Below are 24138 nucleotides of genomic sequence, written 5' to 3'. Positions count from 1 at the left end.
CCTGAATTCCGTCAGCACGCGCGACGTCTGCATAGAGAGGCCCGGCACCAATGGCCGTTCCGAAGAGAAAAGTTTCGCCGTCCCGCCGCGGCATGCGCCGCAGCCACGAGGCGCTGGGCACCGAGGCGCACGCCGATTGCCCGAACTGCGGCGAGCTGCGCCGCCCGCACAACGTGTGCCGGTCCTGCGGCTTCTATGACGGGCGCGAGGTGGTCGCGGCCGGCAAGGACGCGAAGCACGCCGTCCGCGTCTGACGCAGTCGGACAGGGAGAGGCCGGAGGTGCCGGCACCCGCACCCGCCGGCGCCGAGACCTCGGTCGCGGCTGAGCGTTACCACCTGGCGATCGACGCCATGGGCGGCGACCACGCGCCGGAATCCGTCCTCGATGGGTTGGAGCAGGCCGCGGAGCGCCATCCGGAGGCGCGCTTCCTGCTGGTCGGCGACGAGGCCCGGATCAGCGGCGCGCTGGCCCTTCGCAAGCGGGCCGCGGCCGTCTGCCGCATCCGGCACGCGCCGGATTCCATTCCCGGCGACATGAAGCCGACCGCTGCCCTGCGGGTGCGGAACTCTTCGCTGCGGCTGGCCATCGACGCGGTGGCGGCAGGGGAGGCGGACGGCGTGGTGTCCGCGGGGAATACGGGCGCGCTGATGGCGCTGGCGAAGGTCGTGCTGCGGACAATGCCCGGCGTGGACCGGCCGGCCCTGGCCGCGATCGGCCCGTCGGCGCGTGGCGATGTGGTGCTGCTCGATCTGGGGGCGAACGTCACCTACGAGGCGCGGAACCTCGTCGAGTTCGCGGTGATGGGCGACGCTTTCGCGCGGGCGGTGCTCGGGCTCCCGAATCCCACGATCGGGCTGATGAACGTGGGGTCCGAGGAGTTGAAAGGCGACGAGCGCGTGCGCCAGGCGGCCGAGATCCTGCGCGACAGCCATATCGGCGCGGGCTTCCGCGGCTTCGTGGAAGGTCACGACATCACCGCGGGCACCGTGGACGTGGTCGTGACGGACGGATTCACCGGCAACGTCGCGTTGAAGACCGGGGAGGGGGCGCTGAAGCTCGTCGGTACGCTTCTCCGTCAGGTGTTCAATTCGTCCATTCCCGCGCGCCTCGGCTACCTGCTCGCGCGTCCCGCGCTGGACCGGCTGCGCGAGTGGATGGACCCGCGGCGCTACAATGGCGCCGTGCTGATCGGGCTGAACGGGGTGGTGGTGAAGAGCCATGGCGGAACGGACGCCCTCGGCTTCGCCCATGCCGTGGATGTCGGGATGGACATGGTGACGCATCGCTTCAACGAGCGCATCCGTGAAGGAGTGGCGCGGCTGGGCACGCGCCCGGCCGCGGCGGAGACCCGCGGTTGACCCTGCGCGCCGTGATCGCGGGCACGGGCGGCTACCTGCCCGCGCGCGTCCTGAGCAACGACGGTCTCGCCGAGGCGTACGGGCTCGACACCTCCGACGCCTGGATCGTGGAGCGCACGGGCATCCGTCAGCGCCACATGGTCGCGGACGGGGAGACCGTCTCCGACATGGCCGCCGAGGCCGCCCGCAAGGCGCTAGCCCAGGCGGGTTCCGAGGTGGCGGAGGTGGACGCGGTGATCCTCGCGACCGCGACGCCGGACGCCGTGTTTCCCTCCACCGCGACGCGGGTCCAGGCGAAGCTCGGCATCACCCGGGGCTACTCCTTCGATATCTCGGCGGCCTGCACGGGCTTCATCTATGCCCTGGGTGTTGCCGACGCGATGGTGCGGGCAGGGCAGGCGCGCGGCGTCCTGGTCATCGGGGCGGAGGCCTTCACCCGGCTGCTCGACTGGACGGACCGGACGACCTGCGTGCTGTTCGGCGACGGCGCGGGGGCGGTGTTCCTGCGGGCCTCCGACGTGGCGGGGCAGCGGGGTATCCTGTCCACGCACCTGCATTCCGACGGGCGTCACGGCGACATCCTTCAGGTGGAGCAGGGGCTGTTCCGCATGGCTGGGCGGGAGGTCTTCCGCCACGCCGTGTCGAAGCTGGCGAGCGCGGTGGACGAGGCGCTGGCGGCGAACGCGCTGAAGCAGGAAGACGTGCACTGGCTCGTCCCCCACCAGGCGAACCTCCGGATCATCGAGGCGATGGGGCGCAAGCTCGGCCTACCGCCGGAGCGCGTGGTGGTCACGGTGGACCGGCACGCCAACACCTCGGCGGCGTCTATCCCGCTCGCGCTCGCCGAGGCGACGCGGGACGGGCGGATCGGGGAGGGCGACCTCGTCCTGATGGAGGCGATCGGCGGCGGGCTGACCTGGGGGGCGGCGCTCGCGCGCTTCTAGCGTCACCGTAGCCGGTGAGCGGGCCCGCTGGGGCACCGCGCGTGCCCGGGAGTGACGGGCAGAGCCTCCGAACGGGGCCGGATCGAGTCTGCGGACTCCGCGCAACACTGTGGATTCGAGAATCCGCACTTGGCGCCCAAGGCGTTGACCGGACTGCCCCTTCGGGCCGAGTGTCCCGCCCGGGGGTGCCCGCCGGACATGAACACCGTCACCCGATCACAACTGGCCGAAGCCATCTACATGCAGGTCGGGCTCTCTCGGAACGAGAGCGCGGCGCTGCTGGAGAGCGTGCTGGAGCGGATCTCCGCCGCGCTGCAGGCGGGGCAGGCGGTGAAGCTGTCGGCCTTCGGGACCTTCTCGGTCCGGCAGAAGGCGCAGCGGATCGGGCGCAACCCGAAGACGGGGGTGGAGGTGCCCATCACCCCCCGGCGCGTCCTCTCGTTCCGAGCGAGCCAGGTGCTGAAGGCCCGCATCAACGGCGAGGCGCCGGATGCGGATGGGCGTGACGATTGACTGGGACAGGGATGGGCGACGTGACCATGCTCGGCGACATCGAACCGGTTCCGCCGGAGGGGCTGAGCCCGGGCGGCGAGGCGCCGTCCCGCGCGCGGAAGTCGCCCAATGCGTTTCGCACCATCTCCGAGGTGGCCGAAGACCTGCACATCCCGCAGCACGTGCTTCGGTTCTGGGAGACGAAGTTCCCCCAGCTGAAGCCGCTGAAGCGCGGCGGCGGGCGCCGTTATTACCGGCCGGAGGACATCAACCTCCTGCGCCGGATCGGCGACCTGCTCTACACCCAGGGCTACACCATCAAGGGCGTGCAGCGGCTTCTGCGGGATGGCGGGCTGGAGGGCGCCGGCGCCGCGGATGACGTGGACGCCGGGCAGCCCGACCTGCTGCCCGAGGGGCCGTCCGAGCCGGCGCTGCGCAGCCTGCTCGACGAATTGGAGGCGATCGCGCGGGAGCTTCGCCTTCTCGCCGGAGGCGGCGCTTCGGCGGCTTGAGGCGCGGGCGGACGGGTGCTAGACCCCGCCGCGTCGGAGCGTAGCGCAGCCTGGTAGCGCATCAGTCTGGGGGACTGGGGGTCGTGGGTTCGAATCCCGCCGCTCCGACCATTCTTCCCCGTCCTGCCCGGCGCCGTATCCAGAGCAAGGCGGCCATCGAGCAGATCACCGCCCAGCCGGCACCGAAGCACCACCCCGCCATCACGTCCGTCGGCCAGTGGACGCCCAGATAGACGCGGCTGATGCCGACCATCAGCGTGGTCAGGATCGCCATCCCCAGCACGAAGCTCCTGACGCGGCGGCTTGGCTGCACCCGCATGAGCAGCGCGCCGAGGGTGAGGTAGGTCACGGCCGAGAGCATCGCGTGGCCGCTGGGGAAGCTGGCGGTGTAGACCTCCACCGCGTGCGGCACGAGGTCGGGGCGCGGGCGGTCATAGCCGATCTTCAGGAGGCTGCTGGCGATCATCCCGCTGACCGCGGCCGCACCGACGAAGAGCGCGGCCGCCCGGCGCTGGGTGAGGAACAGGTATCCGAGCACGGTCAGCGTGACGTAGCCCAGGATGACGTGGCTCCCGAGCGCGGTGACGTCCCGCATCGCCTCCTCGAACCAGCGGGGGCCGAGCGGGTTCGCGGGGTCGATGGGGTCGCGGAGCGCGAGGAGGATGCGACGGTCGAAGGCGTGGGTCTCGCCCTCCGTCACCTCCGAGCCGATCCACGCGAAGGCGAGCACCGCCCCGGCGACGAGGGCGAGGCCGGCGAGGGCCGGCATCTCCCGCAGGAGAAGGCTTCCCAGGCGGCCGAGGCGCGAGGGGAGGGGTGGCTCTGCTACAGTCACGCGCGGGTCGTCCTTGCCGTCTCCGTCCGAGGACCGGTCGAGTTCTCGTAACGCGGCTCTTGGCCTGTCGATCGTCCGGATGATGGGGCGAAGCGTGCCGTCCTGGCGGGCCCCGACGGGGCGCTTGCGCGGGTTCGGCGGCCCCGGCATGGTTCGCGGCGACTCCCGCCGCACGTACGGCGTGGGCGCGACAGGGTGGGCGGCGAGAGCCGCCCGGGGCAGCGGGGCGTACCGGGTTGACGGACTTCATCCTCGAAACCGAGGGGCTGACGAAGGAGTTCCGCGGCTTCGTCGCGGTGTCCGACGTCGCGCTGCGCGTCCGGCGCGGGACGATCCACGGTCTGATCGGCCCCAACGGCGCGGGCAAGACCACCTGCTTCAACCTGCTGACGAAGTTCCTCCAGCCGACGCGCGGAACGATCCGCTATGGCGGGCGGGACATCACGCGGATGCAACCGGCGGAGGTTGCACGGCTGGGGCTGGTGCGATCCTTCCAGATCTCCGCGGTGTTCCCGCATCTGACGGTGCTGGAGAACGTGCGCGTGGCGCTGCAGCGGCAGCGCGGCGGCAGCTATGACTTCTGGCGGTCGGAGTCCGCGCTGCGGGTCTATGAGGACCGGGCAATGGAGCTGCTGGGCGATGTGGGCCTGACCTCCTATGCCAACGTGGCGGCGGGGACGTTGCCCTATGGGCGCAAGCGGGCGCTGGAGATCGCGACGACCCTCGCACTTGACCCCACGATGATGCTGCTGGACGAACCGACGGCCGGCATGACGCACGAGGACGTGGACCGGATCGTCGCCCTGGTGCGTCGCGTGGCGCAGGGGCGCACGGTGCTGATGGTCGAGCACAACCTGAAGGTGGTGGAGGGGCTCTGCGACGCGATCACCGTGCTGACCCGCGGGCGGGTGCTGGCGGAGGGGCCCTATGCCGAGGTCTCGCGTAATCCGGAGGTGATCGCGGCCTATCTCGGCACCGATCCCGGCGTCTCCGGCGCGGCGGAGCAGGCCCATGCCTGACGGGACGAGCGTCGCGGCCGAGACCCTGCTGAGCGTTGAGCGGCTGGAGGCCTGGTACGGCGAAAGTCACGTGCTGCACGGCGTCTCGATCAGTGTTCGCAAGGGCGAGGTGGTGACGCTGCTCGGGCGCAACGGCGCGGGCAAGACGACGACGCTGCGGGCCATCATGGGGCTGGTGGGACGCCGCTCCGGCTCCATCCTGTTCGAGGGGCGGGAGACGATCGGGCTGTCCCCGGATGGGATCGGCCGCGCGGGTATCGCCTACTGCCCGGAGGAGCGGGGCATCTTCGCCAGTCTCGACGTGACGGAGAACCTGCTGCTGCCGCCGCGGGTCCGGCCGGGTGGGCTGGACCTCGAGACGATCTACACCCTGTTCCCGAACCTGAAGGAGCGGGCGCGCAGCCCCGGGACGAAGCTCTCGGGCGGCGAGCAGCAGATGCTCGCGATCGCGCGCATCCTGCGCACCGGCGCGCCGCTGCTTCTGCTGGACGAACCGACTGAGGGGCTGGCGCCCGTCATCGTGCAGCAGATCGGCCGCATGATCCGGGAGATCAAGGCGCGCGGCTTCACCGTTCTGCTGGTGGAGCAGAACTTCCGCTTCGCCCAGACCGTCGCCGACCGCCACTACGTCATGGAGCATGGGCGGGTGGTGGACACGGTGGCGAATCACGAGATGGCCGGGGCGATGGACCGGCTGCATGAATACCTCGGCGTTTAGCCGTAACCTGGAGGAATGACGTTTCATGAGCCTTGACCGCCGCACCATCCTCGGGGGCGCCGTGGCGCTGCCCGTGCTCGGCGCGCTGCCCTTCCGCTCCGCCAGGGCGCAGGCCGGGACGATCAAGATCGGCGTGCTGAACGACCAGTCGAGCCTGTACCGCGACATCTCTGGCCCGACCTCCGTCGCCTGCGCGCGGCAGGCCATCCAGGACAGTGGCGTGGCGGGGCGTGGCGTCAACGTGGAGGTGGTCTTCGCCGACCACCAGAACAACGCCGGCACCGGCTCCACCATCGCGCGGCAGTGGATTGACCGCGACGGCGTGGACATGATCATCGACGTGCCGAACTCCGCGGTGGCACTAGCGGTGGCCGGGGTCTGCAAGGAGAAGAACCGGGTCTACATCAACTCGACCGGCGCGACGGCGGACCTGACCGGGACCCAGTGCGCTGCGACGACGATCCATTGGACCTACGACACCTACATGCTCGCGAAGTCGACCGGCGGCGCGCTGGTGCGCAACGGCGGCGACACCTGGTTCTTCGTGACCGCCGACTATGCCTTCGGCCACGCGCTGGAGCGCGACACCACGGAGTTCGTCCGTGCCGCCAACGGCCGCGTGGTGGGCTCGGTCCGGCACCCGCTGAACAACACGGACTTCTCCTCCTTCCTGCTGCAGGCGCAGCAGTCGCGGGCCAAGATCGTGGGTCTGGCGAATGCCGGGACGGACACGATCAACTCGGTGAAGCAGGCGGCGGAGTTCGGGCTGACACGGCGGCAGAAGCTGGCCGTGCTGCTCATGTTCATCAACGACGTGCACTCGCTGGGCCTGCAGACCGCGCAGGGGCTGGTCTGCACGGAGACCTTCTACTGGGACCTCAACGACCGCACCCGCGCCTTCACGAACCGCGTGCGCGGCTCGCTGGGCGGCAACATGCCGGCGATGTCCCATGCCGGCGTCTATGCCGGCACGCTGCACTACCTGAAGGCGGTGGCGGATATGGGCGTCGCGGCCGCGAAGGCGGATGGCGCGGCGACCGCGTCCCGCATGAAGGCGATGCCGACCGACGACGACTGCTTCGGCGCCGGCAGCATCGACTTCAACGGGCGGAAGCGTCACCCGTCCTATCTCTTCGAGGTGAAGACGCCGGCGGAGAGCCGGGGGCCGTGGGACTACTACAAGCTGCTGCAGACCACCCCCGCGGACCAGGCCTTCCGCCCGGCCGGCGAGACGGTCTGCACGCTGCCCCGCTCCTGATCCAACTTGCGCCGGGGGGGCGGCCCCCGGCGCCCTGCTGAAAGTGCGCGGCATGGGCGAAGAAGCCTGGGACCTGATCGAATCGGTGCTGACCCAGGGGACGCTGGGGCTGGTGAACGGCGCATTCTACGCGCTGCTCTCGCTGGGCCTCGCGGTCATCTTCGGCATGCTGAACGTGATCAACTTCGCGCACGGCGCCCAGTACATGATGGGCGCCTTCGTGGCCTGGATGCTGCTCAACTGGGCGGGCATCGGGTACTGGCCGGCCCTCCTGCTCGCGCCCCTGATCGTGGGGGCGCTGGGGGTGGTGCTAGAGCGGCTGATGATCTCGCGGCTCTACAAGCTGGATCATCTCTACGGGCTGCTGCTCACCTTCGGCCTGGCGCTGATCATCGAGGGGCTGTTCCGCAACCAATTCGGCTCCTCCGGTCTGCCCTATGCGCCGCCGGCAGAGCTGCGGGGTGCACCCCTGGACCTCGGCTACATGGTGTTGCCGCTCTACCGGGCCTGGGTTCTCGTCGTCGCGGTGGTGGTGTGCGTCGGGACCTGGCTCCTGATCGAGAAGACGCGGATCGGCGCCTATCTTCGCGCGGCGACCGAGAACGCGCCGCTCGTTCAGGCCTTCGGGGTAAATGTGCCGCGGATGATCACCCTGACCTATGCCGGCGGCGTGGCGCTGGCCGCGCTGGCCGGGGTTCTGGCGGCGCCGGTCTATTCGGTGAACCCGCAGATGGGATCGAACTTCATCATCATCGCCTTCGCCGTGGTGGTGATCGGCGGCATGGGCTCGATCCTCGGCTCCGTGCTGACGGGCTTCGTGCTCGGCCTCATCGAGGGGATGACGAAGGTGCTCTGGCCGGAGGCTTCGGCGACGGTGATCTTCGTCATCATGGTGGTCGTGTTGCTGGCGCGTCCCGCCGGCCTTTTCGGGAGGGCCTGACATGGCGACGGCCGCCTCTCCCGCGCTCGACCTGCCGGTGGCGGAGACGCGCGCGGGGTTCTTCGGCTTCACGCGGGCGCAGGGGATCCTGTTCCTCGCGATGCTCGCCTTCCTGATCGCGGCGCCCTTCTTTCTCTACCCCCGCTTCCTCATGACGGTGCTGTGCTTCGCCCTCTTCGCCTCCGCCTTCAACCTGCTGATCGGCTATGTCGGGCTGCTCTCCTTCGGCCATGCGGCCTTCTTCGGCATGGGCGGCTACATCACCGCGCATGTGGCCAAGATGGGCTTCCAGTGGGATTCGCTGACGGTGCCGCTCGGCGCGTGGAGCTTTTCCATCCCGCTCGGCCTCTCGCTGCCGCCCTTCAATCCGGAGTTCGCGATCCTGGCGGGCGCGCTGGTCGGCGCCGCCATGGGGGCGGTCTTCGGCTGGATCGCGATCCGGCGACAGGGGATCTACTTCGCGATGATCACCCTCGCCCTCGCGCAGATGGTGTTCTTCTTCTGCGTCCAGGTGCCCTTCACCCATGGCGAGGACGGCATCCAGGGCGTCCCGCGCGGGCTCCTGTTCGGCGCGATCGACCTGCGCCCGGACCTGACCATGTACTGGGCGGTGCTCGCGATCTTCCTGTTCGGGTTCCTGCTGCTGCACCGCGTCGTCACCTCTCCCTTCGGGCAGGTGATGAAGGCCATCCGGGAGAATGAGCCGCGCGCCACCTCGCTCGGTTACCGGACCGACGACTACAAGCTCGTCGCCTTCATCCTCTCGGCGATGCTGGCCGCCGTGGCGGGCGGGACGAAGGCGATCGCGCTGAACATCGCCTACCTGACCGACGTGGACTGGCACATGAGCGGCCAGGTGGTGCTGATGACCCTGCTCGGCGGGCTGGGCACGCTGTTCGGCCCGGTGGTCGGGGCGGCGGTGATCATCACCATGCAAACCTACCTCGCACCCTTCGGCGCGTGGGTGACGGTGATCCAGGGAGTGATCTTCGTGGCCTGCGTGCTCGCGTTCCGGGCCGGGATCGTCGGGCAGCTGGCAAACGCGCTGCGGATCCGGCTTTAGAGGCGCGCTGGCTCCCCTCGCTTGAAGCGGGGGGCGCCCGGGACGATCTGTGCGGGACGATGAAACCGCTTGTGATCACGGCCGCCTCGCGGCGGCTCCTGGGGCTAGGACTGGTGGCCGGGGGGCTCGGCTTCACCTCCTTCCTCGTCTTCCTTCAGGCCGTCATCGGGCTCTTCCGGTGAGCGCACGCCCTTATCGCGGCGCGGACCGGCTGCCGGGCTGGTGGACGGGGCTGCGCGGCGTGCCGCTGGTGGCCCTGGCGGTGCCCTTCCTGCCTGCGCTCATGCTCGCCCTCGCCGGCGGGCAGTCCCGGCTCATCGGGGGGTGCGTGGCGGGGATCGCCGGCGTCGCGGTCGCCTTCCGCTACCTCCAGAAGTCACGGCGCAAGGCGGCGCGGAAGGCCGCCATCGCGCTGGGCGTCGGCACGGGTCTGGCCGCGGGGCTGGCGGGCGGTGCGGGGCCGCTGGGCGGCGTCGTGCTCGGGCTGATGGCCTGGGGCGGGGCGCGGCTGCTCTATGACGGGATCTGGGAGCAGGCGCCGCCTCCCCCTCCGCCCCCGCCGCGGCCGCGAGATGGGCTGGAAACCTACCGGGACCGGCTGGCGGCGCTCCGGGGCGGGGACCGACGGCTGCTCCCCGCCGTGACGGCGCTGGACGGGCTGCTCGGGGAGCTGGCCGCACGGCCGGGGGTGGCGGAGAGCCAGCGGCGTCTGATGGTGGTGGGGCTGGACGGGCTGGAGCGGATCGGGCTTCGCTTGGCTCAGGGTGCCGAGCCTCCGGCGACGCTGGTGCCGCTCGTGGAGGACCTCGCCCGCTCGGCGCGGGAGGCGAGCCACGAGCTGCGCGCCACAGAGACGGAGGCGCTGGAGATCCAGGTGAAGGTGCTGCAGGACCGCCTGCGCCAGGAGGGAAGCGCGTGAGCAAGCCGCCGATGGTGATCCCGCCGGAGCGGGTGGACGAGCTGACGAAGCAGATCGCGCTCGACGACCCCAACTCGATCATCCGCTTCGGACAGGAGGCGCAGGGGCGCGCGACGGCCGCGGCGGATGCAATGCTCGGCGCCGTGCGGAACGAGGCGACGGGCGAGGCGGGGGACGCGCTGTCCGGCCTGCTGGCTACGCTGCGCGGCTTCGACGTGACGAAGCTGGACCAGAAGCAGGGCTTCATGGCCCGGCTGTTCAACCGCGCCGGGGCGGAGACTGCAGCCATCCTGCAGCGCTACGAGGGCGTGCGCGGCCAGGTGGAGGCCATCGGCGATCGGCTGGAGACCCACCGGACGAAGCTGATGGAGGATGTGGAGCGGCTGGAGCGGCTCTACGACGCGACGCTGACCTGGTTCCATGCCCTGGCAGAGCATATCGCAGCCGGCGAGGCGGTGATCGAGCGGGCGGACAAGGAGACGATACCGGCGGCGGAATGGGAGGCCGAGGTCGGGCGCGATCCCCTGGCGCCGCAGCGGCTGCGCGACCTGCGCGCGGCGCGGGAGGACCTGGACCGGCGGGTGCATGACCTGCGGCTCACGCGGCAGATCGCCATGCAGGCGCTGCCGTCCATCCGGTTGATCCAGGAGAACGACAAGGCGCTGGCGGCAAAGATCCACTCGGTGCTGGCGAACACCGTGCCGCTGTGGCGGACCCAGCTGGCGCAGTCCCTCGCGATCCAGCGGATGCGGGAGGCGGGGGCGGCGGTGCGCGCCGCGACTGACCTGACGAACGAGCTGCTGACCGCCAATGCCGAGGGGCTACGGCGCGCCAATGCCGAGGCGCGGACCGAGGTCGAGCGCGGGGTCGTGGACCTTGAATCCGTGCAGAAGGCGAATGCCGCGCTCGTCGCAACGATCGAGGATTCGCTGCGGATCGCCCAGGAAGGGCGGGAGCGCCGGGTGGCGGCGACGAAGGCCCTGGGCGAGGCGGAAGCCGACATCCGCCGTGCCCTGATCGCTGCCCGGCCGGCCGGGGCGCCTGCGGGCACCGCGATCCGGCCGTCCTCGGGTGTCAGCGGCCGCGGGTGAGATCCTGCCAGTAGCGGCCGATCTCGTCCGTGGTGTGGCCGCCCCGGAGGGAGGGGTCCGAGTCCCCGCCCTTGCCGAAGAGGCCGCCGAGCAGCCCGCCCAGGCCGCCCGACGACTCGCCCGTCTGCTCCTCGTAGCCCGGCGGCATGGACGGGGAGCCCATCCCGACGCGGCCGAGCAGGCCGCCGAGTAGCCCGCCGAGGAGCCCCCCGCCGCTGCCAGCCAGACCGCCCAGGTTGCCGAAGGGCCCGCCGGGAGGCGCGTTCGTCTGGGCCGGCGGCAGGTGCCCACCGGGCGTCAGGCGGTCCATCAGCTGGGGCAGGAACATCGCCAGGATGGCCATCAGGCCGCTCCGCGGGACGCCGGCGCTCAGGGCGAGACGGTCTGCTTCATCGGGCCCCAATGCCTGTTCCAGGCGCTGGGGATCCACCGTCTGATTGGGGCCGGAGGAGATCCAGCTGTCCACCTCGTTCAGCCCGGCGCCGCGAAGACGGTCCGCGAGATGGGCGAGCCCGGCCTCATCCCGATGCCCGCCCATGAGCTGGGACAGGACGCGTTCGAGGGGCGAGGCATCGGTCCCGGCCTGCGCGGCGCCCCCCATGCGGTTCAGGAATTCGCTCATGGCGTCTCGCTCCCTCGATGCCGGTGCCGGTTTCGTTGCGGGTGAACGCGGGGCGGCCGGGCGGGTTGTGCCGGCCTTGACCCGGGCGGCGCGGCGGCGTGCCATCGGGCCGTCTTTGGGAGGGATCCGATGCGCGCCTGGGCCGTGGTGGAGACGGGGAAGCCCCTCGCCGAGCTGGAATGGGAGACGCCCGTGCCCCAGGGGCGGGAAGTGCTGGTAGAGGTGACGCATTGCGGCGTCTGCCATTCGGACCTGCACATCTGGGAGGGCGGCTACGACCTGGGCAGCCGCGGGCGACTGTCCCTGCAGGACCGCGGCGTCGTGCTACCGCTGGCGATGGGACACGAGATCGTCGGGCGCGTGGCGGCGGCGGGGCCGGAGGCGGAGGTCACGGTCGGCGCGATGAAGGTGGTGTATCCCTGGCTCGGCTGCGGCACCTGCGAGCGCTGCGCGGTGGGCGACGAGAACATGTGCGCCGTGAAGTCCCAGTCGCTCGGCGTCTATCGGAACGGCGGCTATGCGACGCACGTGCTGGTGCCGGATGCGCGGTACCTGATCGACTTGGAGGGCGTGGAGCCGTCGGTGGCCGCGACCTACGCGTGCTCGGGCATCACGGTCTATTCGGCGATCCGGAAGCTGGGCCACCTGCCGCCGGACCAGCCGGTGGTGCTGGTGGGGGCGGGCGGGCTCGGACTGAACGCGGTTCATATGCTGCGCGCGATGGGGCACCGGCGCATCGTCTCGGTGGACGTGTCCGCGGAGAAGCTGGAGGCGGCGAAGGCGGCCGGGGCGTCGGAGACGGTGCTGGCGGACACGGATGTCACCGCGCGGATCGTGGCGGCCTGCGGCGGGCCTGCGATGGCGGTGGTGGACCTGGTGAACGGGACGGCGACGGCGCGCTTCGCCTTCGACGCGCTGGGCAAGGGCGGGATGCTGGTGCAGGTCGGGTTGTTCGGCGGGGAGCTGTCCCTGCCCCTCCCGCTCATGGCGATCCGATCGCTGACGGTGCGGGGGTCCTATGTCGGATCACTCAGCGAGTTGCGGGAGGTGCTGGCGCTGGCGCGCGCCGGGAAGTTGGCGCCGCTGCCGGTCGCGACCGTACCGATGCCTGAGGCGAACGCGGTGCTGGAGCGGTTGCGGGACGGAAAGGTCACGGGGCGGGTGGTGCTGCGCGCAGAGGCGGCCTGAGCCGCGTGAGTTGCCGACGGGGAGGGCAGAGGCGGGGGGCGTGCAAGCGGCCGCTCCTGTGGGCATCGCCCGCACCACGTTGCGCCTTCCGTCGGTCCTGACGTCCATGGCCGGACGCGGAGTGGGCTGGTGAGCGAGGTTCGGCTCGTCACGCCCGGGCATCACTGGCTGCCGGGGTATCGGGCTGCGCTGGAAGCGGGTTGGTCACCGAACACCTCTCGCGATGTCAGCGCAGACCATCTGGCGGCGATCCGGGCGGATGCGGACGCGTTCCTGGCGGATCAGGCTCGGACGGAGGGTGGGCTGGCTGCCGGGCCGGACGGGGCGCCGGTGCCGCGGCTGCCCGGGCGGATCCGCTGGATCGTCGGAGAGCGGTTCCTCGGGCTGATCAACCTTCGCTTCGTGCCGGGGACGGAGGCGTTGCCGCCGCACGTGTCCGGCCACGTCGGCTATGCCGTCGTGCCCTGGGAACGGGGGCGCGGGGTGGCCCGTCGGGCGCTCGCGATAATGCTGCCGCTGGCCGCGGAGGCCGGCCTGCGGCGGGTGCTCGTGACCTGCGACGTGGGAAATGACGCGTCCCGGCGGGTGATCGAGGCGAACGGGGGCGTGCCGGACGGGACTGAAGCACATGGCGCCGTGCCGAAATGGCGGTTCTGGGTCCCGACCGGCGTCTGATCGACCCGGTGCCCCGTCCCGGTGGCGCTTCTGACGGCCGCACCCTTGCCTGCAGTGACCGCGTGAGAGGGCGAGCCCGTCAGACCAACCCCTTGAGGGTCTCGGCCGTGTCGAAGTCGCGGAGGACGCCGTCATCCGCGACCTCCACATTCGCCAGGCGGTCGGCGTGCCGGCCCGTGAGGTGGCGGGCGCCGACATCGCCGGTGATGGACAGCATCTCCTCGAAGAATTCGCGGCCCCACAGGACGGGGTTGCCCTGCTTGCCGCGGAAGGTCGGCTGGATGATGGCGCGGCCCTCCTCCGGGTCGAAGGCGGCGAGGAGGCGGTCGAGAACCGCCGGCGTCACCAGCGGCATGTCTCCGAGGCAGACGAGGACGCCCTCCGCGTCCTCCGGGATGGCAGCGATGCCTGCCTTGAGCGAGGCGGAGAGGCCCTGGGCGTAGTCGTCGGCGTGGACGAAGCGGACGGGGCGGTTGGCGAGAGCCTCCTCGACACGGTCGCGCTCATGGCCGGTCACGACGATCACCGGCCGTGCGCGGCTGGCCAGGACCGCGTCCACGACCCGCGCGATCATCATGCGGCCGTCCGGATCGGTGACGAGGAGCTTGTTCAGGGGCGCCATGCGGCGCGAGCGGCCCGCCGCCAGCACGAGGCCGGCGATCCGGCGCGGGCGGCGCGGCGGGGTGGTGGGCGCGGAGCGGGCGGCCTCGCCGCGGGGCATCGGGCGGGTCTCGATTTCCTTGAGCAGCCCTCCGACCCCCATGCGGGTGATGTCGCGCGGAGCGACGGGGACGTCGGCGAAGAGGCGTTCGAGGATCCAGTCGAAGCCGTTGGTCTTCGGGCTGCGGGCGCAGCCCGGCAGGACCATGGCCGGGGTCTCGCCGATGCGGCCGAGGCAGATCAGGTTCCCGGGGTCCACGGGCATGCCGAAATGCTCGATCCGGCCGCCGGCGCGGACGAGGGCGGCGGGGGCCACGTCCCGCCGATCCACCACGGCCGAGGCCCCCATCACGAGCAGGAGGTCGGCGCCCGATTTGCGGAGACGGGTCAGGGCGTCCGCGATGGCGGCGGTGTCGTGCGGGGTGCGCTCGGGCGGGAGGAGGGTGCCGGCGAGGGCGGTCACGCGGGCTTCCGTCGCCTCGATGCCGTTCTCCACGATGCTCGGCTTCATCCCCGGGAGCGAGGAGGCGACGAGGCCGACCTTCAGCGGGCGGAAGGGGTGGAGTGTGAGGGGGCTGGTCCCCCGGAGCATCGCCTCCGCGACCTGCAGGGCCGCGGCGGGGGCGGCAAAGGGGATGATCTTGATCGTCGCCAGCATGTCCTTCGGCGCCACCACGGCGTGGTCGGGAAGGGTGGCGACGGTGAGGCTCTCGTCGAGATCGTTCAGGCGGTCGAGGAGCGACTTGTCCACGCGCAGCAGGCCTGCCGTCTCGGCCGTGAGGTTCACGCGGCCGGTGGCGGCGCGGGTTCGGGCGAGAAGGGGGCGCAGCAGCGCGTTGGCGAGGCGGTCGGCGGCCTCGTCCTCATGCACGTCGCCCGGCTCGAGGCGGGCGGCCGTGACCTCCCGGAAGTTCGCGGCGTGCAGTGCCGCCAGGGCGGGGTCGTCCAGCACCGTGCCCTTCTTCAGGACGCGGTCGGGCAGGCGGATGGTGTGGGCGAGGACGGCGCCCTTCGCCTCCGCGAGCGGGGTGGGGCCGAAGATCACGCGGCCTTCTTTTCCGCCCGGGCGGATTTCGGGCCGCCGCGGCGGGCCTGGACCAGCTGGGCGACGATGGAAAGGGCGATCTCCGGCGCGGTCACGGCACCGATATCGAGGCCGATCGGGGCCTGGATGCGGGCGATGGCGTCCGGGCCGTGGCCGAGCTCGGTCAGGCGGTCCACCCGCTTCGCATGGGTCCGGCGGGAACCCAGGGCGCCGATGTAGAAGGCGGGAGACTTCAGCGCTGCGTCCAGGGCCGGATCGTCCAGCTTCGGGTCGTGGGTGAGGGTGGCGATGGCGGTGCGATCGTCCGGCTTCAGGGCAGCGAGGGCGTCATCGGGCCATTCGGTAACGAGGGTGGCGCCCTCGGCAAAGCGCTCCTCCGTCGCGAAGGCACGGCGCGGGTCCACGACGGTCACGGCGAAGCCGGCGGCGACCGCCATGGGGACGAGAGCCTGGGCGACGTGGACCGCACCCACCACGATTAGGCGCGGCGGCGGGTTATGGGGGTGGATGAACCAGGTCTCGCCGGCGACCTCTGCGGGGCCGGTTCGATCGTCGTGAAGGGCGCTCGCTGCGGCTTCCGCGACGGCGGGTGGAACGGGGTCCTCGGGGTAGAGGTGCTGGGCGCCGTCGGGCAAGCGGGTCAGTAAGGCGACGGGGCGGCGGGCCTCTCGGGCGGCGGCGAGGCGGGCGAGGGTCTCGGGAGTCACGACAGGGGTTCCACGAAGACCTTCAGCTTGCCGCCACAGGCGAGGCCGACTTCCCAGGCGCGCTCATCGGTGATGCCGAAGTCGAGGAGCTGGGGGGTGCCCGTGTTCATCACCTGCTTCGCGATGTCTGCCACGGCACCCTCGATGCAGCCGCCGGAGACGGAGCCGGCGAGGCGGCCCGATTCGGTGACCGCGAGACGGGAGCCGGCGGGGCGGGGGGATGAGCCCCAGGTCTCGACCACCGTGGCGATGGCGACCCGTTCGCCGGCGTCGTGCCAGCCGCGGGCGATGGAGAGAATGTCCTCGGTGCCGCTCATGCGATCCTCCGTGGGGCGGGCCCGGTCGCGGACAGGGTGGCGACGAGGGACCGCAGGCTGTCCAGGTTATGCACTTGGCGATGTTCGTGCACGTGGGGGAGGAGGGCGCGTATGCCCGCGGCGCGGGGCTGGAACCCCGCAAAACGCAGGAGTGGGTTGAGCCAGATCAGGCGGCGGCAGGAATTGTGCAGGCGTTCGGCCTGTTCAGACAGCCCCTCGGCGCCGCCGCGGTCGAGGCCGTCGGTGATCAGCAGGACGACCGCGCCCTGGCCGAGCACGCGACGGGCCCAGAGGCGGTTGAAGCTGGCCAGGGCCTCGCCGATGCGGGTGCCGCCGGACCAGTCGGGCAGGATGTGGGAGACGGCCTGGAAGGCGACCTCGGGATCGCGGTTCTTCAGGGCGCGGGTGATGTTCGTCAGGCGGGTCCCGAAGACGAAGGAATGGACGCGGTCCCGGTCGTTCGCGACGGCGTGGAGGAAATGCAGCAGGATCTGCGTGTAGCGGGCCATGCTTCCCGAGACGTCGCAGAGGAGGACGAGCGGCGGCGGGCGCGTGATGCGGCGGCGGTGGGCGATCTCCGTGATCTCGCCGCCCTGGCGCATGGCGGTGCGGAGGGTGGCGCGGAGGTCCGTGCGCGGGCCGGCGGGGTCGGGGCGGAAGCGGCGGGTGGGGCGGTGAGCGAGGGGGAGGACGAGCTTCCTGATCTCGCGCTTGGCGTCCTCGAGCTCGGCGGCGGACATGGCCTCGAAGTCCAGGCGGTTCAGGCGCTCGCGGTCGCTGGTCGTGAGGGCGGCGTCTTCGCGCGGTGGGGTCGGTTCCTGCTGGGCCCGGGGCTGGTTGGCGCCGGGCATCGCTTCGGCCGCGCGGCGAGCGGCCGGGGGGATCGCCGGGGGCGCGGCGTCGGGGTCGGAGGGGGCGCGGGGGGCGTCGGGGTCGCGCCAGAAGAGGTCGAAGGCGTGGTCGAAGACCTCGTACTGGTCCCGGCGGCGGATCATCGCGGCGCGGAGGGCGGCGCGGAACTGGCGGCGGTCGGCCAGGGAGACGTGACGCAGGGCCTCGGTGGCGAGAAGGGAGTCGGACGGACCGACGGGGAGGCCGGCGCGGCGGAGCATCCGGCCGAAGGCCTGGAGGTTGTCGGCGAGCGCGGTCAGACCGACGGCGCGGTGAGTTCCCGTGCCTCCTCGACGCGGCGGGCAACCTCGGCGCCACGGAGCTTCGCGATGTCGTCCTGGTATTTCAGGAGGACGCCGAGGGTGGCCTCAGTGGTGGAGGGCTCCAGCTCGCGGGCGTTCAGGGCGGTCAGGGCGCGGGCCCAGTCGACCGTCTCCGCCACGCCTGGCGGCTTGAAGAGGGTGTCGCCGCCGCGGAGGGATTGGACGAAGGCGACGACCTGGGCGTTCAGGACCTCCGGGACCTCCGGCGCGCGGAGGGCGAGGATGGCGCGTTCGCGCCGGGCGTCGGGGTAGTCCACCCAGTGGTAGAGGCAGCGGCGGCGGATTGCGTCGTGGACCTCCCGCGTGCGGTTGGAGGTGATGATGACCACCGGGGGCGTCGGGGCGCGGATGGTGCCGAGCTCGGGAATCGTGATCTGGAAGTCGGCCAGGACCTCGAGGAGGAACGCCTCGAAGGGCTCGTCCGCCCGGTCCAGCTCGTCGATCAGGAGGAGGGCCGGCGTGCCCTCGATCGCCTGGAGAAGGGGGCGGGATTCCAGGAAGTGCCGCGTGTAGAGGCTGTCCTCCAGCCGGTCCCGGTCTTCGGCGGAACCGGCGGCCTCGGCGAGGCGGATCGCCATCAGCTGACGCGCATGGTTCCACTCATACGCGGCGGAGGAGAGGTCCATGCCGTCATGGCATTGCAGGCGCACCAGGCGGCGCGGGAGCTGCGCGGCCAGGACCTTCGCGATCTCGGTCTTGCCGGTCCCGGGCTCCCCTTCCAGCAGCAGGGGGCGGCCCATGGCGAGGGCGAGGTGGACCGTGGTGGCCAGCGCGGTGTCCGCGACGTAGCCGCCCGCCGAGAGCAGGGCCCCGGTGGCGGCGACGTCGGGCGGGAGCGCGCCCCCCTTGTCGGACAAAGGGCGCTCCGGCAAGGCGCGGTCGGACAAGTCTGCGGTCAGCCGATCACGAAGAGGAGGCCGAGCACGACCACCATGAGGGCGGCACCGATCCAGAAGTTGATCGGAAGGCCGTAGGGCTCGCGGGGAATAAGGCTGAAGAGGTTGACCGAGGCGGTGCGGCTGGGGGCGCCGGTCGGACGGTTCGGCGCGGCCGGGCCGACGACGATGCCGGATTGGGTGGTGCTGGTGGCGGGAGCATCGGAGACGCGGGTCGTGGCCATGGTGTCGGTTCCGGTGGTGATGACGGTGTCGGTGGTGGTGGCGACGGGCGCCACGGGCGCCGCGACATGGGCGGCGAAGCGGTCGAAGAACTGGTCGGCCATCTGGCGGGCGGTGCTGTCCACCAGGCGGGCGCCGAGCTGGGCCATCTTGCCGCCGACCTGCGCTTTCACGTCGTAGTTCAGGGTGGTCGTGGTCGGGCCCTCCTCGACGAGGCTCACATCGGCGCCGCCGCCGGCGAAGCCCATGGCGCCGCCCTGGCCCTCACCCGTGATCGTGTAGCCCTCGGGCGGGCGGATGTTCGTCAGGGTGACCTTGCCGCCGAACTTCGCGGACATGGGGCCGATGCGGACGGCGACGCGGGCCTGGAAGGAGTCGGGGCCGGTGCGCTCCACAGACTCGCAGCCCGGGATCGACAGGCGGAGCACCTCGGGGTCGTTGAGCGCGTCCCAGACGCGGGTGCGCGGCGCCTCGATCCGGCGGCTGCCCGTCATGTCCATGCGGGGTTTCGTCCTCTGCGTCTGGGGCGCGCGCCGGTGGCGCGTGCGGTGGCCGCAAACTAGGGATGGTGCGCGCCGGGGGGAAGGGCAGGGGCGCATCTGGTTCCCGAAGGGGGCCGGTGATAGGCGGTTCCGGTGGCGCCGGAGGTGTGATGCAGAGGGTCGCGGTTGGGATGGCCGGGGTGATCCTCTGGCCCGGTGCCGCCTGGGCGGCGGCGGGCCTGGACGGGGCGGCGCTCTCGCCCTGGCTGGGGCTGCCCTTCGCCGGGATGCTGCTGTCCATCGCGGTCCTGCCGCTGCTGCTCCCGCGGCTCTGGCACCATCATTACGGAAAGGTGGCGGCGGGGTGGGGGGCTCTGTTCCTGCTGCCCTTTGCGATCGGTCACGGCGCCGGCGCGGCCGGGGGCGTGCTCGCCCATGTCGTGCTGGAGGAGTATCTTCCCTTCGTGACGCTGCTGTTGGCGCTCTACACCACCGGGGGCGGGGTGCTCCTGCGGGGCCGGCTGTCCGGGACACCGGCAAGCAACACGGCGCTGCTGGCGGTGGGAACCGTTATCGCGAGCGTCATGGGCACGACCGGCGCAGCGATGCTGATGATCCGGCCGCTGATCCGGGCCAACGCGCACCGGCAGTATGCCACGCATGTCTTCGTGTTCTTCACCTTTCTCGTCGCGAATATCGGGGGTGGGCTGACGCCACTGGGCGATCCGCCGCTCTACCTCGGCTTCCTGGCGGGAGTGCCGTTCTTCTGGCCGCTCACGCATCTCTGGCAGGAGGTGCTGTTCTGCGCGGCCATCCTGCTGGCCGTCTTTTTCGCGCTCGACACGGTGCAGCACCGGCGGGAGGAGGGCGCCGTGCCGGACCTGCCGCCGGAGCGCTTCCGGCTGTCAGGGCGGGTCAACCTCGTCCTGCTGGCCGCCGTGGTCGCGGTCGTGCTGCTGCAAGGGGTCTGGCATCCCGGTTCCATATCGGTCCTGGGCGTCGAGACCCCGATCGAGCGGATGCTGGGGATGGCAGTGTTCATCGGGGTCGCCTGGGCGTCGATGCACTTCACACCCTTTCAGATCCGCGAGGAGAACGAGTTCGGCTGGGGGGCGATGAAGGAGGTGGCGAAGCTTTTCGCGGCCATCTTCCTGACCATGGCGCCGGTGCTCGCGATGATGCGCGCCGGGGCCGCCGGCCCTCTGGGCGGGCTGGTCGGGATGCTTTCGGGCCCGGATGGGGCGCCGCTTCCCTGGGCGTATTTCTGGGGTGCAGGGATCCTGTCCTCGGTGCTCGACAATGCGCCGACCTACCTCGTCTTCTTCAACCTGGCGGGGGGCGATGCGGCCGCCCTGACCGGGCCGGGCGCCCTGACCCTTGCCGCGATCTCCTGCGGCGCGGTGTTCATGGGTGCCAACACCTATATCGGCAACGCGCCGAACTTCATGGTCAAGGCGATCGTGGAGGAGCGGGGGGCGCGGATGCCCTCCTTCTTCGGCTATGCTGCGTGGGCGGGGGCGGTGCTGGTGCCGCTCTTCCTGCTGGTGACCTTCGTGTTCTTCCGGTGACGGGCCGCTGCGGTCCCGCCCGTCGGCTTCCTTTCGTGAGGTTCGTCCATCATGCCCTATGTGATTGGCTCTGATCTGCCGGATGCGCCCGCTGGAGAGCGGTTCCGGGCGCTGCTGGAGCGTTCCGGCATCCTTCGCATGCCGGGCGCGCATCTCGGGATCTCCGCGCTGCTCGCGAAGAAGGCGGGCTTCGAGGCGCTGTACCTCTCCGGCGCGGCCATGTCGGCCACGATGGGGCTGCCGGATCTCGGCATGATCACGGTGGACGAGGTCTGCTTCTACGTCCGCCAGGTGGCGCGGGCGGCGGGACTGCCGATGCTGGTGGACGGTGACACCGGCTTCGGGGAGGCGCTCAACGTCATGCACATGGTCCGTGCCTTCGAGGAGGCGGGGGCGGCCGCGGTGCAGCTGGAGGACCAGCTGCTTCCGAAGAAGTGCGGGCACCTGAACGACAAGAAGCTGGCTACCCCCGACGACATGGCGGCGAAGGTGGCGGCGGCGCGGAAGGCCCGGCGGCACCTCTACATCATCGCGCGCACCGACGCGGCGGCGAGCGAGGGGATGGACGGCGCGGTGGCCAGGGCGAAGCGGTACCTGGAGGCTGGGGCCGACGCGATCTTCCCGGAGGCGCTGAACACGGCCGAGATGTTCCGGGAGTTCGCGAGGCGCATGCCCGGCGTGAAGCTGCTGGCGAACATGACCGAGTTCGGCAAGACGCCCTTCTACACGGACAAGGAGTTCGAGGAGATGGGCTATCACATGGTCATCTGGCCGGTCTCGCATCTCCGCATGGCGAACAGGGCCATGGAGGACACCTATGCGGCGATCCGGGACGAGGGCGGCACGCAGGGGATCGTCGGGCGCATGCAGACGCGGGCGCAGCTCTACGAGACGATCGGGTATCACGACTACGAGGCGCTGGACGCCTCCCTCGTGAAGACCGTCATTCCGGAGATGCCGGCGCGATGATCCGTCGTTCGCTCCTGGCCCTGGCGGCCCTGCTGCCGGTTGCGGCGGCTATCACCGCGGGCGCGCAGGACGGCCCGCAGCCGCGCCTGCCGACCGAGCCGCTGGCCATCGTGACCCGCGACGGGACACGCCACGAGTTCCAGGTCGAGATGGCCCTCCGGCCCGAGCAGCAGATGATCGGGCTGATGTTCCGGCCTCAGGTCGGGCCGAACGAGGGGATGCTGTTTGACTGGGGGCAGCCGCGGGAATCCGCGATGTGGATGCGGAACACCATCACCTCGCTGGACATGGTCTTCATCACGCAGTCCGGGCAGGTGCTGCGGATCGCGGAGCGGACGGTGCCGCTGTCTCTGGCGACCATCAGCTCCGGCGGGCCGGTGCGGGCGACGCTGGAATTGGCGGCCGGGACCGCGGAGCGGCTGGGCATCCGGGTCGGCGACCGCGTGGAGCAGCGGATTTTCGGCACGGGGCGGTAGGCGTCCGAACTGCCTGGGGCTGACATCGCGGGACGTCCTCGGGGGGGCTTCCTTCCCCCTCTCGCGCGGGATGGAGCCCTGGCCTAACCGCGCTGCAGGGCCGGGCTGGTGACGGAGCGGCCCGGCGTCTGGCTCGCGGGGCGACTGAACGCCCAGCGAAGCGTCCCGGCGACGGCGCGCATCCCCGGCCGGATCAACAAGGAGCCGGGAGCAGGATCGCGCAGGCCGTGCATCTGGCGGGCCCATTCCGGCAGAAGGTCCACGGCGGCGGCCATGGTCAGGGATTGGACCGGCTCGGCCAACCGGTGCGGGGCAGGCTGGTTCAGGAGCAGGCGCGCCACCTCCCGCGTGCGGCCGTCGCAGAGGAGTTGGGGGCGGGTGGCCTGGATGAGGGCCCGGGCCTCGGCGCGGGTGCGCGGGATGGGGGCGGCGCCCAGACCCTCTGCGATGACGGCCATCTCCGCGAAGTAGCGGTCCTGGTCGCGCGGCGCCATGGATGGGTCGGCGTAGCGGATCCAGGCGTCGAGGAAGCTCGTCGCTTCGGTGACATGGACCCATGCGAGAAGGGAGGGGTCGTCGGCCGAGTAGGATCGGCCGTCCGGCAGGGTGCCGCGGACGCCCCAGTGGATCTGGCGGACACGGGCGATGAGGGCCTCTGCGTCTTCCCGGCTGGCATAGGTCGTGACGGCGATGAAGCGAGCGGTCCGGCGAAGGCGGCCGAGCATGTCGGTGCGGAAGCTCGAATGGTCCCAGACGCCGGCGAGCACGGCGGGGTGGAGCATCTGGAGCAGGAGGCCGGTGATGCCGCCGACCATCATGCCGGTGACGTCGCCATGGACCCGCCAAGCGACAGAGTTCGGGCCAAAGAGGCCGTCCGGGCGGCGGGTCACGGGGCGCTCGCCGCGGGTCCGGTCATTGAGGAGGGCAACGACCGGGGCGGTGATCGCCTGCCGGATGCGGCTGGCGAGAAGGTCGGGGAGGGCGGGCGGCATCCTTCCGGATATGGCGGCGGGCCGCCGCCGGGAAAGGGTCAGGGGCCCGCGTCCGCGGGGCCGAGCGGGATGATGAGGGTTTCACCGAAGCGCGGAACGATGAAGCGCGCCGGGGGCAGGCCAGCGGCGGCGCGATGGGCGGCAAGGTCCCTGGCGGGGGCGTCGATCCCTTCCTGCGTCAGCTTGAAGGTTCCGAAGTGCATGGCGACCGCGGTGTGGACGCGGAGGTCGTCGCGGGCCCGCAGCGCCTCCTCCGGGTTCATGTGGACCTGGGACATGAACCAGCGGGGCTCATAGGCGCCGATCGGGATGAGGCCGATGGCGGAGGGGCCGAGCGCGTCGCCGATCTCGCGGAGGTGCGGGCCGTAGGCGGTGTCGCCGGTGAAAAGGATCGTGCCGGCCGGCGTCCGGATGGCAAAGCCGCCCCAGAGGGCCCTTGCGCGGTCGAACGGGGTTCGGGCGGAGGCGTGGCGCATCGGGAGGTAGGTGACGGTGGCGCCCGGGAGGGTGGCGTCCTGCCACCAGTCGAGTTCCTCGGACGCGAGCCCCGAGCCGGGGAGGAGGCGGGCGTTTCCGAGGCCGGTGACGATGCGCAGGCCGGCGGGCTGGCGCGCGGCGAGGCGCCGCAGGGTCGGCCGGTCGAGATGGTCGTAGTGGTTGTGGGAGACGAGGACGGCGTCGAGCGGCGGCAGCGTTCCGAGCCGCAACCCCGGCGCGCGGGCCCGGCGGAAGCCCCAGGGCAGCGGCGAGCAGCGGTCGGACCAGATCGGGTCGGTCAGCAGGGTCGGCCCGCCCGCGATGCGGATGAGGAAGGTCGCGTGGCCGACGAAGGTGATCGCGGCATGACCCGCGGGCGGGTCCGAGGGTGGGGTCTCGGGAGGGTCATCGATGTGGGGTGGCCAGGGCGCGCCGGAGCCCTCTGCCATCATGCGGCGGACGGCGCGAAGCTCCGGG

At 71.4% G+C, this 24138-nt stretch carries 29 protein-coding genes and 1 tRNA gene; 20 read left to right on the top strand and 10 right to left on the bottom strand.

Going from position 1 to position 24138, the window contains the following annotated elements:
• Positions 1 to 50 precede the first annotated feature (50 nt).
• From rpmF to ACP6CK_RS04325, 6 genes are all read left to right on the top strand, one after another.
• Positions 51 to 254 carry a 50S ribosomal protein L32 gene (gene rpmF / locus ACP6CK_RS04350; RefSeq protein WP_426957605.1) on the top strand — a complete coding sequence of 68 codons (204 nt, stop codon included), beginning with the start codon at positions 51 to 53 and terminating at the stop codon, positions 252 to 254.
• 26 nt (positions 255 to 280) lie between these two features.
• Positions 281 to 1360, top strand: coding sequence for a phosphate acyltransferase PlsX (gene plsX / locus ACP6CK_RS04345; RefSeq protein ID WP_426957603.1), 1080 nt, complete (start codon positions 281 to 283; stop codon positions 1358 to 1360).
• Positions 1357 to 2304 carry a beta-ketoacyl-ACP synthase III gene (locus tag ACP6CK_RS04340; protein ID WP_426957601.1) on the top strand — a complete coding sequence of 316 codons (948 nt, stop codon included), beginning with the start codon at positions 1357 to 1359 and terminating at the stop codon, positions 2302 to 2304. Before plsX ends, ACP6CK_RS04340 begins: the two co-directional genes overlap by 4 nt.
• 198 nt (positions 2305 to 2502) lie before the next feature.
• Positions 2503 to 2817, top strand: coding sequence for an integration host factor subunit alpha (locus tag ACP6CK_RS04335; protein ID WP_426957599.1), 315 nt, complete (start codon positions 2503 to 2505; stop codon positions 2815 to 2817).
• Positions 2818 to 2828: 11 nt separating this feature from the next.
• Positions 2829 to 3308: a MerR family transcriptional regulator gene (locus ACP6CK_RS04330; protein ID WP_426957597.1), complete on the top strand. Its 480-nt coding sequence runs from the start codon at positions 2829 to 2831 to the stop codon at positions 3306 to 3308.
• Between the two features lie 34 nt (positions 3309 to 3342).
• Positions 3343 to 3419: transfer RNA gene (locus tag ACP6CK_RS04325), tRNA-Pro, on the top strand.
• On the opposite strand, the gene ACP6CK_RS04320 is transcribed toward ACP6CK_RS04325, so the two are convergent.
• Positions 3370 to 3774: a phosphatase PAP2 family protein gene (locus ACP6CK_RS04320; protein ID WP_426959868.1), complete on the bottom strand. Its 405-nt coding sequence runs from the start codon at positions 3772 to 3774 to the stop codon at positions 3370 to 3372. The genes ACP6CK_RS04325 and ACP6CK_RS04320 overlap by 50 nt on opposite strands.
• Here ACP6CK_RS04320 and ACP6CK_RS04315 point away from each other — a divergent pair.
• The 9 genes from ACP6CK_RS04315 (at position 3673) to ACP6CK_RS04275 (ending at position 11151) form a co-directional block, all read left to right on the top strand.
• Entirely contained in the window at positions 3673 to 4194 is a 522-nt protein-coding gene (locus tag ACP6CK_RS04315; protein WP_426957595.1) for a hypothetical protein, read from the top strand. The genes ACP6CK_RS04320 and ACP6CK_RS04315 overlap by 102 nt on opposite strands.
• Before the next feature lie 185 nt (positions 4195 to 4379).
• Positions 4380 to 5162 (top strand): ABC transporter ATP-binding protein, encoded by a 783-nt coding sequence (locus ACP6CK_RS04310; protein WP_426957593.1) that lies wholly within the window; start codon positions 4380 to 4382, stop codon positions 5160 to 5162.
• Positions 5155 to 5880, top strand: a complete 726-nt coding sequence (locus ACP6CK_RS04305) for an ABC transporter ATP-binding protein (protein ID WP_426957591.1) — start codon at positions 5155 to 5157, stop codon at positions 5878 to 5880. The genes ACP6CK_RS04310 and ACP6CK_RS04305 overlap by 8 nt, the downstream gene beginning before the upstream one ends.
• Before the next feature lie 25 nt (positions 5881 to 5905).
• Positions 5906 to 7138 carry an ABC transporter substrate-binding protein gene (locus ACP6CK_RS04300; RefSeq protein WP_426957589.1) on the top strand — a complete coding sequence of 411 codons (1233 nt, stop codon included), beginning with the start codon at positions 5906 to 5908 and terminating at the stop codon, positions 7136 to 7138.
• 52 nt (positions 7139 to 7190) lie between these two features.
• Entirely contained in the window at positions 7191 to 8078 is an 888-nt protein-coding gene (locus tag ACP6CK_RS04295; RefSeq protein WP_426957587.1) for a branched-chain amino acid ABC transporter permease, read from the top strand.
• 1 nt (position 8079) lies between these two features.
• Complete coding sequence (locus tag ACP6CK_RS04290; protein WP_426957585.1) at positions 8080 to 9141, top strand: branched-chain amino acid ABC transporter permease; 1062 nt, start codon at positions 8080 to 8082, stop codon at positions 9139 to 9141.
• Positions 9142 to 9200: 59 nt separating this feature from the next.
• Positions 9201 to 9323 (top strand): hypothetical protein, encoded by a 123-nt coding sequence (locus ACP6CK_RS04285; RefSeq protein ID WP_426957583.1) that lies wholly within the window; start codon positions 9201 to 9203, stop codon positions 9321 to 9323.
• The gene (locus tag ACP6CK_RS04280; RefSeq protein ID WP_426957581.1) at positions 9320 to 10060 is read left to right on the top strand and encodes a hypothetical protein; all 741 of its coding nucleotides are present in this window, start codon (positions 9320 to 9322) and stop codon (positions 10058 to 10060) included. Before ACP6CK_RS04285 ends, ACP6CK_RS04280 begins: the two co-directional genes overlap by 4 nt.
• Complete coding sequence (locus tag ACP6CK_RS04275) at positions 10057 to 11151, top strand: toxic anion resistance protein (protein WP_426957579.1); 1095 nt, start codon at positions 10057 to 10059, stop codon at positions 11149 to 11151. The genes ACP6CK_RS04280 and ACP6CK_RS04275 overlap by 4 nt, the downstream gene beginning before the upstream one ends.
• Here ACP6CK_RS04275 and ACP6CK_RS04270 read toward each other — a convergent pair.
• Positions 11135 to 11878, bottom strand: a complete 744-nt coding sequence (locus tag ACP6CK_RS04270; RefSeq protein ID WP_426957577.1) for a YidB family protein — start codon at positions 11876 to 11878, stop codon at positions 11135 to 11137. The genes ACP6CK_RS04275 and ACP6CK_RS04270 overlap by 17 nt on opposite strands.
• A 24-nt stretch (positions 11879 to 11902) precedes the next feature.
• On the opposite strand from ACP6CK_RS04270, the gene ACP6CK_RS04265 reads away from it, so the two are divergent.
• Together ACP6CK_RS04265 and ACP6CK_RS04260 are read left to right on the top strand one after the other, a co-directional pair.
• A complete protein-coding gene (locus ACP6CK_RS04265) occupies positions 11903 to 12961 on the top strand; it encodes an alcohol dehydrogenase (protein WP_426957575.1) in 1059 nt (352 codons plus the stop codon).
• A 129-nt stretch (positions 12962 to 13090) separates the two neighbouring features.
• Positions 13091 to 13636, top strand: coding sequence for a GNAT family N-acetyltransferase (locus ACP6CK_RS04260; protein WP_426957573.1), 546 nt, complete (start codon positions 13091 to 13093; stop codon positions 13634 to 13636).
• 79 nt (positions 13637 to 13715) lie between these two features.
• Here ACP6CK_RS04260 and ACP6CK_RS04255 read toward each other — a convergent pair whose 3' ends face one another.
• From ACP6CK_RS04255 to ACP6CK_RS04230, 6 genes are read right to left on the bottom strand one after another with little or no spacing between them, the layout of a single operon-like run.
• On the bottom strand, positions 13716 to 15341 hold the full coding sequence (locus ACP6CK_RS04255; RefSeq protein WP_426957571.1) for an NTP transferase domain-containing protein: 1626 nt from the start codon (positions 15339 to 15341) through the stop codon (positions 13716 to 13718).
• Complete coding sequence (locus ACP6CK_RS04250) at positions 15338 to 16048, bottom strand: XdhC family protein (RefSeq protein ID WP_426957569.1); 711 nt, start codon at positions 16046 to 16048, stop codon at positions 15338 to 15340. The genes ACP6CK_RS04255 and ACP6CK_RS04250 overlap by 4 nt, the downstream gene beginning before the upstream one ends.
• A complete protein-coding gene (locus ACP6CK_RS04245; RefSeq protein WP_426957567.1) occupies positions 16045 to 16365 on the bottom strand; it encodes an XdhC family protein in 321 nt (106 codons plus the stop codon). Before ACP6CK_RS04245 ends, ACP6CK_RS04250 begins: the two co-directional genes overlap by 4 nt.
• Complete coding sequence (locus tag ACP6CK_RS04240; RefSeq protein ID WP_426957565.1) at positions 16362 to 17477, bottom strand: vWA domain-containing protein; 1116 nt, start codon at positions 17475 to 17477, stop codon at positions 16362 to 16364. The genes ACP6CK_RS04245 and ACP6CK_RS04240 overlap by 4 nt, the downstream gene beginning before the upstream one ends.
• A 35-nt stretch (positions 17478 to 17512) precedes the next feature.
• On the bottom strand, positions 17513 to 18436 hold the full coding sequence (locus ACP6CK_RS04235; protein WP_426957563.1) for an AAA family ATPase: 924 nt from the start codon (positions 18434 to 18436) through the stop codon (positions 17513 to 17515).
• Positions 18437 to 18474: 38 nt separating this feature from the next.
• The gene (locus ACP6CK_RS04230) at positions 18475 to 19197 is read right to left on the bottom strand and encodes a CoxG family protein (RefSeq protein ID WP_426957561.1); all 723 of its coding nucleotides are present in this window, start codon (positions 19195 to 19197) and stop codon (positions 18475 to 18477) included.
• A 152-nt stretch (positions 19198 to 19349) separates the two neighbouring features.
• Here ACP6CK_RS04230 and ACP6CK_RS04225 point away from each other — a divergent pair, with 152 nt between their 5' ends.
• Genes ACP6CK_RS04225 through ACP6CK_RS04215 form a run of 3 tightly spaced genes read left to right on the top strand, consistent with a single transcriptional unit; the run spans position 19350 to position 22192 of the window.
• Positions 19350 to 20747: a sodium:proton antiporter gene (locus tag ACP6CK_RS04225; RefSeq protein ID WP_426957559.1), complete on the top strand. Its 1398-nt coding sequence runs from the start codon at positions 19350 to 19352 to the stop codon at positions 20745 to 20747.
• 51 nt (positions 20748 to 20798) lie between these two features.
• Positions 20799 to 21716 (top strand): methylisocitrate lyase, encoded by a 918-nt coding sequence (gene prpB, locus ACP6CK_RS04220; protein WP_426957557.1) that lies wholly within the window; start codon positions 20799 to 20801, stop codon positions 21714 to 21716.
• Entirely contained in the window at positions 21713 to 22192 is a 480-nt protein-coding gene (locus ACP6CK_RS04215) for a DUF192 domain-containing protein (RefSeq protein ID WP_426957555.1), read from the top strand. Before prpB ends, ACP6CK_RS04215 begins: the two co-directional genes overlap by 4 nt.
• An 83-nt stretch (positions 22193 to 22275) precedes the next feature.
• On the opposite strand, the gene ACP6CK_RS04210 is transcribed toward ACP6CK_RS04215, so the two are convergent.
• Together ACP6CK_RS04210 and ACP6CK_RS04205 are read right to left on the bottom strand one after the other, a co-directional pair.
• Positions 22276 to 23184: an oxygenase MpaB family protein gene (locus ACP6CK_RS04210; RefSeq protein WP_426957553.1), complete on the bottom strand. Its 909-nt coding sequence runs from the start codon at positions 23182 to 23184 to the stop codon at positions 22276 to 22278.
• Between the two features lie 38 nt (positions 23185 to 23222).
• Entirely contained in the window at positions 23223 to 24113 is an 891-nt protein-coding gene (locus ACP6CK_RS04205) for an MBL fold metallo-hydrolase (RefSeq protein ID WP_426957551.1), read from the bottom strand.
• Between the last annotated feature and the right edge of the window lie 25 nt (positions 24114 to 24138).

This window comes from Muricoccus radiodurans (assembly GCF_050154705.1).
GTDB lineage: Bacteria > Pseudomonadota > Alphaproteobacteria > Acetobacterales > Acetobacteraceae > Roseomonas > Roseomonas radiodurans.
The sequence above is the reverse complement of the archived record's forward strand: the minus strand, read 5'-3'. Positions and strand labels throughout refer to the sequence as shown.

What these genes read in the sequence shown, in the direction of transcription:
- ACP6CK_RS04305 (WP_426957591.1), top strand. Translation starts at nt 5,155, where the DNA reads ATGCCTGACGGGACGAGCGTCGCGGCCGAGACCCTGCTGAGCGTTGAG.
- ACP6CK_RS04225 (WP_426957559.1), top strand. Translation starts at nt 19,350, where the DNA reads ATGCAGAGGGTCGCGGTTGGGATGGCCGGGGTGATCCTCTGGCCCGGT.
- ACP6CK_RS04335 (WP_426957599.1), top strand. Translation starts at nt 2,503, where the DNA reads ATGAACACCGTCACCCGATCACAACTGGCCGAAGCCATCTACATGCAG.
- ACP6CK_RS04320 (WP_426959868.1), bottom strand. Translation starts at nt 3,774, where the DNA reads ATGATCGCCAGCAGCCTCCTGAAGATCGGCTATGACCGCCCGCGCCCC.
- ACP6CK_RS04240 (WP_426957565.1), bottom strand. Translation starts at nt 17,477, where the DNA reads ATGCTCCGCCGCGCCGGCCTCCCCGTCGGTCCGTCCGACTCCCTTCTC.
- rpmF (WP_426957605.1), top strand. Translation starts at nt 51, where the DNA reads ATGGCCGTTCCGAAGAGAAAAGTTTCGCCGTCCCGCCGCGGCATGCGC.
- prpB (WP_426957557.1), top strand. Translation starts at nt 20,799, where the DNA reads ATGCCCTATGTGATTGGCTCTGATCTGCCGGATGCGCCCGCTGGAGAG.
- ACP6CK_RS04205 (WP_426957551.1), bottom strand. Translation starts at nt 24,113, where the DNA reads ATGATGGCAGAGGGCTCCGGCGCGCCCTGGCCACCCCACATCGATGAC.
- ACP6CK_RS04230 (WP_426957561.1), bottom strand. Translation starts at nt 19,197, where the DNA reads ATGGACATGACGGGCAGCCGCCGGATCGAGGCGCCGCGCACCCGCGTC.
- ACP6CK_RS04245 (WP_426957567.1), bottom strand. Translation starts at nt 16,365, where the DNA reads ATGAGCGGCACCGAGGACATTCTCTCCATCGCCCGCGGCTGGCACGAC.
- ACP6CK_RS04215 (WP_426957555.1), top strand. Translation starts at nt 21,713, where the DNA reads ATGATCCGTCGTTCGCTCCTGGCCCTGGCGGCCCTGCTGCCGGTTGCG.
- ACP6CK_RS04285 (WP_426957583.1), top strand. Translation starts at nt 9,201, where the DNA reads ATGAAACCGCTTGTGATCACGGCCGCCTCGCGGCGGCTCCTGGGGCTA.
- ACP6CK_RS04210 (WP_426957553.1), bottom strand. Translation starts at nt 23,184, where the DNA reads ATGCCGCCCGCCCTCCCCGACCTTCTCGCCAGCCGCATCCGGCAGGCG.
- ACP6CK_RS04290 (WP_426957585.1), top strand. Translation starts at nt 8,080, where the DNA reads ATGGCGACGGCCGCCTCTCCCGCGCTCGACCTGCCGGTGGCGGAGACG.
- ACP6CK_RS04300 (WP_426957589.1), top strand. Translation starts at nt 5,906, where the DNA reads ATGAGCCTTGACCGCCGCACCATCCTCGGGGGCGCCGTGGCGCTGCCC.
- ACP6CK_RS04330 (WP_426957597.1), top strand. Translation starts at nt 2,829, where the DNA reads ATGGGCGACGTGACCATGCTCGGCGACATCGAACCGGTTCCGCCGGAG.
- ACP6CK_RS04270 (WP_426957577.1), bottom strand. Translation starts at nt 11,878, where the DNA reads ATGGCACGCCGCCGCGCCGCCCGGGTCAAGGCCGGCACAACCCGCCCG.
- ACP6CK_RS04265 (WP_426957575.1), top strand. Translation starts at nt 11,903, where the DNA reads ATGCGCGCCTGGGCCGTGGTGGAGACGGGGAAGCCCCTCGCCGAGCTG.
- ACP6CK_RS04295 (WP_426957587.1), top strand. Translation starts at nt 7,191, where the DNA reads ATGGGCGAAGAAGCCTGGGACCTGATCGAATCGGTGCTGACCCAGGGG.